Origin of the sequence: Nonomuraea basaltis, from assembly GCF_005893125.1 — a bacterium.
In the GTDB taxonomy this organism is placed as follows: Bacteria; Actinomycetota; Actinomycetes; order Streptosporangiales; family Streptosporangiaceae; genus Nonomuraea; species Nonomuraea basaltis.
Genome location: NZ_VCJS01000097.1, coordinates 32,214 through 46,541, shown reverse-complemented (window position 1 = coordinate 46,541; position 14,328 = coordinate 32,214). Strand labels below are relative to the sequence as shown.

The window sequence follows — 14,328 nt, the reverse complement described above, 5'->3', positions numbered from 1 at the left end:
CCCCAGGCCCCACGCCCCGCTCACCGCTCACCGCTCACCGCTCACCGCCCGGCGCGCAGGGATCCGCGCAGCCACCGCATCCCCACGGCCAGCGCGAGCGGCGCGGGCACCGTCCCGGCTCCGAGCCCCACCTCCACCAGCAGGTCGAACACCTCCTTGCGGCGCACGGCGGTCTCGATCGCCGCGTCGATGAAACCGGGGGACTGGGCCAGCCGGGCCAGCACGTCGGTGGTGCGCAGGTGCCGTCCGAGCGCCGCGCGCAGCTTGCCCCGGTACAGCGCCAGCGGATCGCCCGGCGACTCCACCGCCGCCTCGGCCGCCAGCCGTCCGGACAGCAGCGCGTAGTAGATGCCCTCGCCGGTGAGCGGGTTGATCAGCCCCGCGGCGTCACCGGCGAGCAGGACCCGGCCGGCACCGGGCGTCGGCCGGCCGGTCGAGAGCGGCAGGTGGTGGGCGCGCAGATCGCGGGCGGGCCGGTCGGGGAGCAGCTCGGCGAGCCTGCCGTGCAGCACCTGACGTCCGGGCGCCCCCGCCGCGCGCAGCCGGGGCAGCAACATGCCGAAGCCGACGTTCGCGGTGCCGTCGCCGATGGGGAACGACCACGCGTAGGCCGGCCAGCCGGCCTTTTGCATGGCGATGAGCTGGACATCGTCCTCCTCGGGCACGTCGGCGTAGCCGCGCACGGCGATGGCGGTGTGCTTCTCGGCGGCGGCGGCCAGGCCGATCAGGCGGCGCACGACCGAGCCGGCCCCGTCGGCGGCCACCACCGTACGGGCCCGCAGCCGCCCGTCGATGATCACCCCGGACCCGTCGAAGACGAGATCCTTGACGCGGTGGCGGCGTACCTCGACGCCCCTGGCCCGCGCGGCGGCCACCAGGCGAGCGTCGAACACCCGGCGCGGCACCACGTGATTGGGCCGCGCGGCCTCGGCGGAGACCCGCACCCCGCCCGGCGAGACCACGGTCAGGCGGGGAGTGGGCCGGTAGTCGTCGATGAGCGCGGGCAGCCCCAGCAGGGCCAGCTCGTCGCGCCCGTGGGCGGCGATGCCGTCGCCGCACGGCTTGTCACGGGGGAAGTCGGCCCTGTCCAGCAGGAGCACGCGCAGCTCCGGGCGTAGTTGCGCGGCCCGCAGCGCCGCCGCCGAGCCCGCCGGTCCCGCTCCCACGATCGCCACGTCCCACATGTCGCCCATGCGAGGTCTGTCCCACCGCACGCACGATCGGAAACTCATCACGTCCCGCCGGAATTCGCGCCGTTCTTGGCTGTGCGGTCGCATCGTGACGGGGATGGGGGATGGCGAACGGAAGTGACGCGCTGAGCGGGTCGAGACCGTCGGGCGGCCGCGGTCGCCATGGACCGGCCGGTGAGGGGGCCACGTCGGTTATGGTCGCCTGGTCATCCTCTGCCGAAAACCCTTTCTTGCCGCATGCCGCGTGGCCTTTGCCTGTCGACCGGGCCTTCGATCATTGACAGCGCGGCAGGTTTCTTCTAGGTTTCGAAAACCTTTTAGGTAGTTTCGGACCTCACGTCGAGGCATATCGGAAGGGGGGCCATGAAGCCACGTGCCCTCGAGCGCGGACCGCTGGTCCGCCGCGCGAGCCGGTCGAGCGCGCGGTGGACGGGCTCGTCGAACTCGACGTCGAGACGGCGCCGGCCAGGCCGGCGCCGGACGGCCGCACACCCCCGAGGACGGGCCAAGGAGGTCCCGGTACGCGGACGTCTTGCCCAATCCGCTTTGTTAGCGCTCACATCCAGTGCAGTCGCCGCCCTCGGCCGTCGCGGCCACCCCAAGGACCCTCCAGCGACAGCTCCACGGACATTGATCGCCAGTGCACATACCGGCAAAGCCCCACATTTATCCCATTTTTGTAAGGAGGAGTGAATGATCATCAGCCGCTTAGGACGGGCGCCCACGTGGGCAGTCCTCACCGCTCTCGTGGCGGGCGGGCTCGTCGGCCTGCCGTCCGCCGCGCACGCCGACGGCCCGGTCCTTCCGGGCAACGAGGGCGACGTGGGCGTCTACACCGACGGGCAACACCACGTCATGGAGATCGGGGATCCGGTCTACACCAACGTCGCCGAGGTGGCCGAGCGGCTGGAGCCCGGCGTCCCGTACACCGCGTCGAGCATGCACCAGTCCATCTTCGACAAGGATCTCGCCGCCGGGGGCACGGACTACTACCTCGACCGCGTCCTCGGCGTCCGCGGCACACTCGGCGCGGCGGTGCTGATGACCCGGGGCCGCTCCCTGTACATGCGCGGCGCCGGCAACAACAACTTCACCGTCATGGGGTTCGCCGGCAACGCCTTCGTCGGCGGGCCCAACAACCTCGGCAACCTCTACACCGTCACCGTGCCGGGGCAGACGGTCGCCGAGGTCGGCGCGGACCGGTTCAACGCACCGAGCCACGCCAAGGGCCGGTACACGATCGGGACCACTGGAGTCACCGCCGACCTGGCCAAGTTCATCACGTACGACAACGTCGCCGTGACCGCCATCGACTTCACCAACCCGGGCGACTCGGCGGCGACGTTCACCGTTCGCGCCGCGTCACCGCTGGCCACGCAGGCCGGGAACGGCGAAACCGAACTCACCGGCACCCGCACGATCACCAGCGGCTCCAACAACGGCCTCGTCGACACCCCGTGGAACACGGTCAACATCAGCCTCACCGGCGCCGATTTCACCCGCAACGGGACCAACCTGGACCGCCAGGTCACCGTGCCCGCCGGGGGCAAGATCTCGCTCTCCGTCGTCGGCGCGGTCTCCTCTGCCACCCTGCCCAAGACCGTCGAGAGCTACGAGAAGTACGCCGCGATGTCGCCGAGCAACGCGATCCGTACCGGCATCACCGAGTTCAACCGCCGCTGGGCACAGGACGTCCCGTACATCGACGTCCCCGACCCCGCCATCGAGAAGGCCATCGTCTACCGCTGGTGGGGTGAGCGCTACAACAGCCTGGACGCCCACGCGCCCGGCTACGTGTACCAGTATCCGACGACGATCGAGGGGGTGAACCTCTACCAGAACGCCGTCGCGCTGACCCAGCCGATGCACCTGCAGGACACCAAGTGGCTGCGTACGCCCTACCTGCCGTACGGGCAGATCCTCAACATCGGCGAGCTGTCCGGCTCCTCCACCTTCCTGGACAGCCCGGGTCACACGAGCTGGAACAACCACTACTCGCAGTACATCGGCACCGCCGGGCTCGAGGCCTACAACGTGCACGGCGGTGGCAAGGGGGTCGCCAACAGGTTCGCCCGCTACTTCGAGGGCGACGGCGTCGGGCAGCTCGAGCACTACGACGGCAACAAAGACAAGCTCATCGCGTACGACACCAACTACATGCCGGGCAACGACGCCGACGCGATCTCCTTCGGCTTCCCGAAGTCCGACGCCGGCGAACCCGGCGCGCGGACGATCGAGCGTCCCGAGTCGGCGTACGTGTGGGGCGCGTTCGACGCCGCCGGCAAGCTCTACCAGATCTCCGGCGCCGACCCGGCCAAGGCCGACCAGATGAAGGCGAGCGCCGACGGCGTCCGCGACGCGATCCTCAACCGCCTGTGGAGCCCCGACATGCGGATGTTCCTGGCCGGGACGTCGCACGGAGCCACCAGCGCGGCCAGCTCCAACGGCCGGCCCAACCCGCTGCCCGCGTCGGCCCGCACCCTGATCCCGGCGAAGGAGTCGAACCTCTACGACGTCTACGCCCAGAACCTCATCCCGTTCGACCAGTGGCAGAAGTACGTCGACGGGTTCCGTTTCCTGACCTATGGCGACAACTTCCCGATCTTCCCGTTCTACACGGCCAACCAGTACGACCGGTCGGCCTACGGGATCGGCGGCTCCAACAACTTCTCCAACATCAACTTCACCGTGCAGTACCGCGGTGTCCGCTCGGCGCTGCGCCACTACGACCCGGAGCACAAGTACATCACTCCGGAATACGCCAAGCGCCTGCTGAACTGGATGGCCTGGAGCACCTACCCTGACGCGGACCTGCGCGTGCCGAACCAGGCGGAGTACTACTCCAACTGGAACCCGACCACGAAGGCGTACAACCGCAACAACCCGAACCACGTGATGCTCGGGAACATGAACCACATCTTCGTCGAGGACATGGCCGGCCTCCAGCCCCGGTCCGACGACAAGATCGAGCTGTGGCCGATCAACCTCGGCTACGACCACTTCATGGCCAACAACCTTCGCTACCACGGGCAGGACGTCACGATCGTCTGGGACCCCGACGGCAGCAAGTACGGCCTGGGCGCGGGCTACAGCCTGTTCATGAACGGCGCGAAGAAGGTCAGCACCGACAAGCTCGGCAAGCTCACCTACGACCCGAAGACCAACCAGGTCCAAGCCGAGAACGGCCTGACCGTCACCTTCACCGCGACGAGCGGGACCGACTTCCCGAGCGCGGTGGACACCCCGATCCAGGACGACCGCGTCGTCGAGTACCTCAAGACGGCCGGCATCGACCTCACCGAGGACGCGCCGAACCTGGCGGCGGGCGCCGGCCTGGGCTCGTCGTACACCCAGCAGGGCGTGCGGCCGACGCCGTGGCGGCAGTTCCACACGCCCGGCTGGAGCACCACCTCGATGAACTACACGCCGGGCGCGATCAAGGAGACCGAGCGGCCGGCGTCGCTCGCCGCCGTGACCGACGGCGCCACCGCCAACGAGCCGTACTGGGGCAACTACGGCACGACCGAGAAGAACGGCTACGTCGAGCTCGACCTGAAGTCGGCCAAGTCCTTCGACAACGTGAAGGTGTACTTCGTCAGCGACCGTCAGGCCGGCGGCTACCGTGAGCCCGCGCGCTGGTGGATCCAGGTGCCTGACGGCAAGGGCGGCTGGAAGGAGGTGCCGGGCCAGTTCAAGAACCCGACCGTGCCCGCGGCGAAGTTCAACGAGGCGCTCTTCCAGACCGTGACGTCGGACAAGCTGCGCATCGCGTTCACGAACAACCCGACCTTCTTCACGGCGATCTCCGAGATCCAGGTGTTCGACTCGGGGCGCGACGTGCCCGCCGTCACCAACCAGGCGCCCGTCGTCACCGCCGCGCGCGACGGCTCCGCGGACGGCAACCTGTCCACCAAGCTGATCGGCACGGCCTCGGACGACGGCATCCCCTACGACGACGAGCTCACGTTCGGCTGGGAGACCGTCTCGGCGCCGCAGGGCGCGGGCGTCATCTTCGCCGACCCGCAAGCGCTGTCGACGCGGGTGACCGGCACGGTCGCCGGCGACTACGTGTTCCGGTTCTTCGCCGACGACGGCGAGAAGCGGTCGGCGGCCACCGTGGCGGTGACGCTCGCCAAGCGGGAGGTCGTCGCGGAGTTCGGCTCCTCGGCGACGATCACGACCAGCGGCACCGCGTCGTGGGAGAACCATCAGCGGGTCAACGAGGCCACCAACCCGAGCAGCTCGAACCCGGGTGCCGGCAACGGCTGGGGCACCTGGGGCCAGACGCAGAACGGCACCAGCACGCAGCAGGCGGCGTGGATCCAGTATCAGTGGACCTCGCCGGTGCGGCTGTCGTCGACCGACATCTACTGGTACGACGACAACGGCGGCACCCGCCGGCCCACGGCCACGACGTACGCCATCGAGACCTCTGCGAACGGGACCGACTGGACCCCCGTCACGCTCGCCAACGGGTCCACGTACGCCGACGGCCTGGTCACCAACGCCTACAACCACTTCGACTTCGAACCGATCACGACCAACCGGCTGCGCATCCGGATCTGGGGCGTCATGAGCGGCGGCGCGGGCACGGGCGTGCTGCGCTGGCGGGCCAACGGCGAGACCGTCGACTCGGTGCGCTCGCCGGTGCTCATGCGGACAGGCGTGGGCCAGGTGCCCACCCTGCCGAGCGTGCTCGACGGGGTCTACGCCGGCGGCGCCCGCGGCACCATCGGGTTCACCTGGCAGGAGATCACGCCGGAGATGGTCGCGGAGCCCAACGTCGACCCGTTCGTGGTCTACGGCACGAACGACGCCTACGGCCTGATCGCCGAGGCCCGGATCTACGTACGGCCCGAGATGTCCCAGGGCGGCATCTCGATCCAGGGCGCCGAGACGTTCCAGCAGACCGTCGAGGTGGGGGAGCTGCCCTACCTGCCGGACAAGGTGGAGGTCTCGTACAACGACGGGTCCCGGGACAACCAGGCCATCGGCGTCAACTGGCGGTTCGACGCGAACATCGTCAAAACCCCCGGCCGCTACACCGTCATCGGTGACCTGATCCTGCCCGACTACGTCAGCGAGGCCGGCGCCACCCGGACCACGCTGACCCTGACCGTCGGCGACGGCGGCTCGGCACCGACGTGGGACGTCGAGGTCCAGGCGCGCACGCAGTGCACCGGCACCAACGTCTACGTCTCGGTCAACGCCCGCAACGACGACGACGTGCCGCTCGCCATCGAGCTGGTCACGCCGTACGGCTCGCGGACGGTGTCCGATGTCGCTCCCGGGAAGTCCGCCTACCAGGCGTTCAACACCCGCGCCAAGACGGTGCCGGCCGGCACCGCGACGGTGAAGGCCACGGGAACCGTCGACGGGCAGCCGGTGACCGCGCAATTCGAGGCGCCGTTCAGCGCGCTCAGCTGTCGCTAGCCCTTCGTGGTTGCGGCGTCGCACCGGCGCCGCAACCACCCGCACGAGTAAGGACTTCACCACCGTGAACACCCTCATCGGGCGCGGCGCCGCGCCGCGCCGACGGTTACGCAGGGCAGCCGCCGCCGTGGCGGCCGCCGGCCTCCTCGTCGGCGGCCTGGCCGCGCCGGCCTACGCCGCCGACTCGCACACGTTCACCAACACCCGCAATCCCATCCTCGGCGACGGCAGCTACTACTCGGCCGACCCGGCGCCGGTCGTCGTGCCGGCCGGCGCTCCCGGCAACGAGAGCGGCCGCGACGAGCTCTACATCTACACCGGCCGGGACGAGGCCGGGCCGGCCACGAACGACTTCATCATGAACCAGTGGGGCGCGTTCCGTACCACGGACGTGCAAGCCGGTCAGTGGACCCACTATCCGTCGTTGATGCGCCCGGAGCAGGTCTTCTCCTGGGCCACGCCGGGACGCGCGTACGCGAGCCAGGTGATCCAGGGCGTGGACGGGCGCTACTACTGGTACGTCTCGGTCAGCGAGCGCGACAGCACCGCGCCGGACCGGTTCGCCATCGGGGTGGCCGTCTCGGAAACACCGACCGGACCGTGGGCCGACCACGTGGGCGGGCCGTTGATCTCCCAGCGCGTGCCCACGTCGAACACCATCCAGAACATCGACCCGACCATCCTCATCGACGGCCAGGCCCCCAACCAGCGCGTGTACGTCTACTGGGGCACGTTCGGCCAGGCGCGGATGCTGGAGTTCCAGCAGGACATGAAGACCCCGGTCGGCACCCAGCGCTCCGTCACCGGCCTGACCGGCTTCTTCGAGGCGCCCTGGATCTTCAAGCGCAACGGCACCTACTACCTGGCGTACGCCGGGAACAACGCCGGCCCGACCTCGGCGTGCACTCCGGCGAACTACCATGCCTGCATCGCCTACGCGACGGCCTCGTCGCCCGAGGGACCGTGGACCTACCGGGACACCGTGCTCCGGCCGGTCTCCTCGACGACGAGCCACCCGGGAATCCTGGAGTTCAACGGCGAGTGGTATCTCGCATACCACACCGCCGACGCCGTGGGCGGTGGCCACTTCCGCCGTTCGGTGGCGATCGACCGGGTCGAGTGGGACGACACGCAGACGCCGCCGCGGATGAAGCTCGTCACGCCGACGCCCGTCAAGGGACGCGACCTCACGCCCCGGCCGAACATCGCGCAGGAGGCGAAGGTCACCGTCTCGAACGAGCCCGTGCCCACGCAGTACTGGGTAAAGGCGCTCAACGACGAGATCGTCCGGTCGAACCCGCTGCCGCCGGACATGTGGGGAACCTGGACCGGCAACAACCCGCCGCAGCAGTGGGTGCAGTACACGTGGGACCAGCCGATGCGGATCTCCGGTTCGCAGATCGACTTCTGGAACGACCAGCCGCAGGGCAGCGGCGTCGGTGTCGCCGCACCCGCCCGCTGGCGCATCCAGTACTGGGACCTCGGCACCGGGCAGTGGGCCGACGTGCCGGACCCGAGCGGCTACCCGACGAGCACGCAGGGCTTCCAGAACACCACGTTCGACCCGGTCACCACCACGCAGGTCCGCGCGGTGTTCGACGCGTCCACCAACGGCAGCACCTACTCGGCGGTGGCGGTCGAGGAGTGGAAGATCCTCGCCGCGCAGCCGGAGTCCGTCACACCACCGGCGATGACGGTCGAGGTGGGCGAGCAGGAGGTGCCCGGCACCGTCGCCGTGTCCTTCGGCGGCGAAACGCTCCAGGTCCCGGTCTTCTGGGACCCCGTGGAGCCGGAGCACGTCGCGGAACCCGGCACTTTCACGCTCCGGGGCACCGTGCTCGGCTACGCCGCCGGCCGCGTCTCCGCGGAGGTCAGGGTCGTCTCGCCGGGCGACACCGAGGGGGACGAGACCCCGCCGACGGTGACGCTCACGCCCAGCGGCAGCGCGGGTGGCGCGGGCTGGTTCCGCTCCGCGGTGCGGGTGCGCGTCGCCGGTGCCGACGACCGCGGCGGCCGCCTGACGATCGAGTCCACGGTGGACGACGGCGAGCCGGTCGTCGCGCGGGACGTGCGGCACACCGACGTCAACGTCTCCGAGGACGGACGGCACACCGTCACGGCGACCGCGACCGACCGGGCGGGCAACGTCTCGGCGGCCGCGAATCTCTCCGTACGCATCGACGCCACAGCGCCGGTCAGCACGGCCGCCGTGAACGGCACCACCCGGGCGGTCACCGTCACCGCGAACGACGCGACCTCCGGGATCGGCCGCATCGAGTACGCCATCGGCACGGGTGCGTGGACCGCGTACACCGGTGCCGTCGCGGCGCCCGACTCGAACCGGCACACCGTGTCGTTCCGCGCGCTCGACGTGGCAGGGAACCTGGAGACCGCCAAGACGGTCACCATTCCGGCGGACCTGTCCGGGCCGCTCACCGGCAACATCGGACCCATCGCGACCCCGACCGCCTCCTACACGGCGGGCTGGAACAGCCTCACCGCCCTCAACGACGGTGCCGACCCGTCGAACCCAAGCCAGGCTCAGATCTGGGGCACCTGGTCCGGCACCCGGCCGGCGACCCAGTGGGTCCAGTACGCATGGGCCCGCCCCGTGCGGATCACCGGAACGGAACTGAAGTTCTGGCGGGACTCGGGCCCCGGCACCGGCGATGGCGTCGCCGAACCCGACGGGTGGGTGCTGCAGTACTGGGACGAGGCCGGTTCGGCCTGGCGCGACGTGACCGGCGCATCCGCGTACGGCACGAGCACGACCGCGTTCAACAACGTCACCTTCGACCCGGTCACCACGCCCCGGGTGCGGGCCGTGGTCCAGGCCAACGGCAACGGCACCACCTACTCCGCGGTCGCGATCACGGAATGGCGGGTCTTCGCCGACGACCCGGGCACCGGGCCGGCCGAGGTGCCCGTCACGGTCACCGTCCAGGCGCGCTGCCTCGCCGGCAAGGCGTACGTCAGCGTGCAGGCGCGTAACGACCACGAGGCGCCGGTGACGCTCGCGCTGGAGACCGCGTACGGCGAGCGGACGTTCGCGAACGTCGCGCCGGGCGCCAACGCCTACCAGTCGTTCGCCACCCGGGCGGCCTCGGTCGCGGCCGGCTCGGTAACCGTCCGCGCCACCGGGACCGTGGACGGCAAGGAGGTGACCACCGTCCACCCCGCGGACTTCCCCGCCGCCACCTGCACCGCCTGATTTCGGGCGTCACTTGCACCACCTGACTTCTCGGCGTCACTCGCACCGCCTGACTTCCACCCATTCCACCAACCATGAAGGACAACGGAGCATCGCATGAGCACTTATCGCAAGTGGCTGGTCGCGGCGGGTGCCGTCCTGGCCGCGACGACGGCGCTGCAGTCGCCGGCCCTGGCCGATCCCGATCCCGACAACAGCGCCGACGTACAGGTGACGGTCGACATCGAGGAGATCAAGCAACCGGGCGTGCTCGCCCTGTCGATCGCCGACGGTTCCGTCGCGCTGTCCGAGGACGGTTCGACGCTGCAGGCCCGCCAGTTCGCCGGCACCCTGCCGACGGTGACGGTCACCGACACCCGTACGCGGGAGGAGGTGCCCGGCGGCGCCGCGTGGGCCGTACTGGGCAGCGCGACCGAATTCGCGGGCAACGCCGGTCAGGCGCCGATCAGCGCCGGCCACCTCGGCTGGAAGCCGCGCCTGCTCGACGGGGGCGGCACCGGTCTGGTCACCGAAGGCGAGGAGGTGGTGACCGTCCTCGACGAGCCGACCCAGCCCGGCAACAACGTCGGTCTGGTCGACCAGGAGCTGCTGGTGTCGACGTTCGACTCCGGGACCGTCGCCGGCGGCTCGTTCTCCGTCAACGCGAACCTGTTCCTGCGCACCCCGGCAGACGTCGCTGCCGGCTCGTACACCTCGACGTTGACCCTATCCCTGTTCGAATGACGCACTGGTGGGGGGCCGCGGCGCCGCGGCCCCCCACCGCACCCCCTACGTCGAAGGACCTCGCCATGATTCGAACCTTGCCGCGGGCGCTGCCGCGGCTGCTCGCCGTGCTGGCCGCGGTGCTCCTCGCCGTGCCCATCGCGCCCACCGGTGCCGTGGCGGAACCGGCCAAGCCGACGCTCACCTGGACGGTCCAGCCGGCCGGCCAGCAAGGCCCGGACGGCCGCCGCTGGATCGAGCTCACGCTCGACCCGGGTCAGGTGGTGACCGAGCACCTGGCGGTGCGGAACCTCAGCGACGGCGCCGCCGACTTCTCCCTGAAGGCGGCCGACGGCTACCTCACCGACAAGGGACGCTTCAACATGCTCCCGTCCAACCGGCCGTCGGTGGACGGCGGCACCTGGATCCAGGTACAGGACAAGGTCACCGTCGGGGCCAATGAGACGAAAGTGGTGCCGTTCACCATCACCGTGCCCCGAGACGCCATGCCGGGAGACCACCCGGCCGGCATCGCCGCGGCAGTCACCAGCACGCAGGGGACGGTCGCCGTCGAGGGCCGGGTCGGGTTCCGGGTCATGATGCGGACCACCGGCACGATCACGGCGACTGTGGCCGTCAACGATCTCACCGCCACGTACGAGCACTCCTGGAACCCCTTCTCGGCCGGCACCATCCGGGTCAGGTACACCACGAAGAGCGCCGGCAACGTGGCGGTGACCGGCACCGGCCGGGTGACGGTCACCGAACTGTTCGGCCTCCTCGAACGCCATGCCGGGGCCGACGTCGAGGAGATGTTCCCGGGCGGCAGCCGAGCGGTCGAGGCCCGCGTCGAGGGAGTCTGGGCGTTGGGACCGCTCCGCACGAGCGTCGACGTGACGCCCTCCGTCCGCGACGGCGCCCCGGCCGGCGCCGCGATCCAGCACACGTCGGCTACCGTGACCGTCTGGTCCCCGCCCTGGCCGCAACTGGCCCTCGTGGCCGCCCTCGGAGCCCTCGTCCTCGCCTTCCGAGCCATCACGCGGCGACGCCGGCGGCGGCTCGCGGAACTCCTCGCCCGCGCCCGGGACGAGGGGCGCGCCGAGGGCCGGGAAATGGACACTCGTCAGCAGTCCACCCAGAACGCCGATGATCGCCGAGCGTGATCGCACGCTCGCCCGGCACCGAGCGGCCCGGCCCTGGGCGCGTGTCCCGGCCGAAGCGCCCCACGTGGGATCGGGGCTTCCGACACCCCCGCTAGCGCAGATCAGCAGGGCGGTTCGGCAGACGGAGATGGCGGCCCAGGCGAACCATCTCATGCAGCAGCTTGAAGCCCTCGTCGGTGGTACAGAGCCCTTCGACGATCGCTTCGCAGAACAGGTCCATGGTGTCCCGTGTAGTGATGCCCTGCCTGCGGGCATACTCCCCGGCGTCCCGATCGTCCGTGATCCAGAAGGATCCGCGGAACTGCGGCCAGTTGAGAATGACGTGGCACGTCTGTGCTTCGCCCAGGTGCTGCGTCGGCTTATGGAGCGAACCGCCGAACACCGCACGGCGTACCTGCTCGACCTGGCGGCTTTCGTTCAGATTCTTGATCTCGATAGGTTCGCCCAGCCAACCGTCCTGAGCGACCGTGTTCAGTTCCGGGAAGACGGCCTTCGACTTGCTCGCCTCGGCTTCGATGGCCTCAACCCAGCGTCCCCTGCCGCGGAGAATCTCCTCCAGGAGCCGTAGGCGTGACACTGCGGCGAAGTTGCACAGCACGGTGTTGTCGGGGAACCAGTACCAGGTCATGACGTCAGGGGAGGTTCCTCTCCGGCTTGTTCAAGAGCCTGCCGGATGGTCTCGCTATCCTCGCCGATCAGGTTGGAGAAAGGGCGCAGGGTCGAGGTGCCGTCGAGGTAGGCCTGGAATGTGTCGCGCAACAGCAACTGCGGAATCCGGCAGCGGGAGGCGGCGTCGATCCACTCAGTGAACGAACCCAGCTCGCCGGCGAGCAGAGCCGCGGACTCGGTGGTCATGCCGCGGAACCGGTCGCGGAGATCTTTGGAAATCAGGCTCACATTGTGCAGTCGCCAGGCCAGCGCGCTGGGTGAAACCCACCATCGGAAGACGAGCTTGGCGAAGGACTCATCCGTCCAGGCCGTGCCGCTCGTCTCCGACTTCAGCAGCGCTTCCGGTAGGAGAAAGGCGGTGGCGAAGGCGTTCGCTCGGATCTCGGAGGACTGTCGGCTATGACGCTTGTCGTAAACGTCGGCCTCTACCAGCAGGCCTTGATCGTCGCCGGCCAATACGTGCCCCAGCTCATGCGCGAGCGTGAAACGCTGACGGCTGGGGACCGTCGAGGTCCCGACGACAATGAGCCGGCGGTGCTCTCTGCTGGAGGCCAGACCGTCGAAACCATCAGGCAGCTCGCTAATCGCCACATCGATCCCAAAAACGGTCTCGATCAACTCGGCGAGATCGCGTGTGTGGCTGGGATCGGCTCCGGCAGCGCATGCCTGGTCGAGGGCCCAAGCGGCAAGTTGTTGCCCCTGCCCTACCCACCAACTGCCCACGGGTGTGGTTTGGGGGAGGGTGACGTGCTGCTTGTAACCGAGGAAGGCGAGGTCCGCGCGGAGCTGAGTGAGCCGATCGGCCTCCTGCATGGCACTCTCCACAGAACTGCCCAGCGGGGACGAGAGCCGCCCCGCCAACGCAGGAGTCTCATCGGCGCCGAGCAACCAGTCAACCGTCACGTCACCGAGTTCGGCGATCCGCGCCAGGTCGAGGGAGGTGAACCTTCGGGTGCCGGATAGCGACTTGGACATCTTCGACGGGTCGAGTCCGGCGAGCGTCGCGAACTCGCCTTGGCTCCGGCCACTTCTTGTGATCAGCTGGCGGACGCGCTGTGCCACGATCTCCCCGCACATGCCTCCACTCTAAGCTCCAGTTGCGAAAATCGCAACGGAGTCGCTTCGGGATTGTCTCATCGGCGCGGCTGTCGGGATCCGGCTGAAACCCAAGTACCTCAGCGCTCCTGCGCCGGACGGCTCGCTCAAAGGCTTAGGCTTCCCGCAGACGAACCAAACGAACCAGACGAACCAGATGATCTTGCCGTCCGGCGAAGGATCGACGCTCCATCGCTCGGAGTATGCCGCGACGATCGCGAGCCCGCATCCGTGCTCCTCGTTCGGACCTCCAGGCGGCGGCGTCGGCCACGAACCGGCGCACCGCCGGGGGCAGGATTCCGGCGTCGGCGACCGAGTTGAGCCGATCCGCCAGCCCCGCGACTCGCTCAGCCCATGTCTCTTCATCAGCGTATGGCGGCAAGCCAGATGACTCCTCGAAGAAGCCCGCTCCCTTGACGGGGAGGGAGTGCACGACGCGCAACAACCGTCCCACCTCGGACGCCGCCTTGAGCGTCGCGACCCCGGGCTCACCCGACACGAAGCGTGTCACCAGGTACGGGATCTCCGCGTCTGGGACGCCAGCGATGACCTCGGGGACCGGAGGTTCGCGCAGACTGGACAATGAATGTCTCGTTCAGGGCGAAATCGTCGTACTGGCTAGTGTCTGACCTGCAAGATGTCAGGTAGTTCCGAACGATGGAAGCCGCATCCGTCCGGAATAACTCTGCACTTTCGGTGTGCTTCCTTAGGCCCCCATCGATTGGTGCGCCTCCTCGTTGTCCGGTCTCAATGATCATGTCAGTCGATCAAGCTGCGATCCGGCGTTCGCCAGGTTGGTCGAGACGATTGGGACGTGCCGGACATCCAGGTCATCGCATCACGTGTTCTGCTGTGCGTCGATGTC

General features: G+C 69.3%; 7 protein-coding genes. 4 read left to right on the top strand and 3 right to left on the bottom strand.

Annotated features, from left to right (window positions below):
- Positions 1 to 41 precede the first annotated feature (41 nt).
- Positions 42 to 1,193 carry an NAD(P)/FAD-dependent oxidoreductase gene (locus EJK15_RS36445; RefSeq protein WP_240777441.1) on the bottom strand — a complete coding sequence of 384 codons (1,152 nt, stop codon included), beginning with the start codon at positions 1,191 to 1,193 and terminating at the stop codon, positions 42 to 44.
- A 690-nt stretch (positions 1,194 to 1,883) separates the two neighbouring features.
- Between EJK15_RS36445 and EJK15_RS36440 the strand changes: the two genes are divergently transcribed.
- The 4 genes from EJK15_RS36440 to EJK15_RS36425 all read left to right on the top strand — a co-directional run bounded on the left by EJK15_RS36440 (position 1,884) and on the right by EJK15_RS36425 (position 11,699).
- On the top strand, positions 1,884 to 6,623 hold the full coding sequence (locus EJK15_RS36440; protein ID WP_206061312.1) for a discoidin domain-containing protein: 4,740 nt from the start codon (positions 1,884 to 1,886) through the stop codon (positions 6,621 to 6,623).
- A 64-nt stretch (positions 6,624 to 6,687) separates the two neighbouring features.
- Entirely contained in the window at positions 6,688 to 9,834 is a 3,147-nt protein-coding gene (locus EJK15_RS36435) for a family 43 glycosylhydrolase (protein ID WP_206061311.1), read from the top strand.
- Positions 9,835 to 9,930: 96 nt separating this feature from the next.
- Entirely contained in the window at positions 9,931 to 10,557 is a 627-nt protein-coding gene (locus EJK15_RS36430) for a hypothetical protein (protein WP_138715031.1), read from the top strand.
- A gap of 65 nt (positions 10,558 to 10,622) precedes the next feature.
- Positions 10,623 to 11,699, top strand: coding sequence for a WxL protein peptidoglycan domain-containing protein (locus EJK15_RS36425; RefSeq protein ID WP_138715030.1), 1,077 nt, complete (start codon positions 10,623 to 10,625; stop codon positions 11,697 to 11,699).
- 91 nt (positions 11,700 to 11,790) lie between these two features.
- On the opposite strand, the gene EJK15_RS36420 is transcribed toward EJK15_RS36425, so the two are convergent.
- Complete coding sequence (locus EJK15_RS36420; protein ID WP_138715029.1) at positions 11,791 to 12,327, bottom strand: hypothetical protein; 537 nt, start codon at positions 12,325 to 12,327, stop codon at positions 11,791 to 11,793.
- The gene (locus tag EJK15_RS36415) at positions 12,324 to 13,445 is read right to left on the bottom strand and encodes a helix-turn-helix domain-containing protein (protein ID WP_138715028.1); all 1,122 of its coding nucleotides are present in this window, start codon (positions 13,443 to 13,445) and stop codon (positions 12,324 to 12,326) included. The genes EJK15_RS36420 and EJK15_RS36415 overlap by 4 nt, the downstream gene beginning before the upstream one ends.
- Positions 13,446 to 14,328 lie beyond the last annotated feature (883 nt).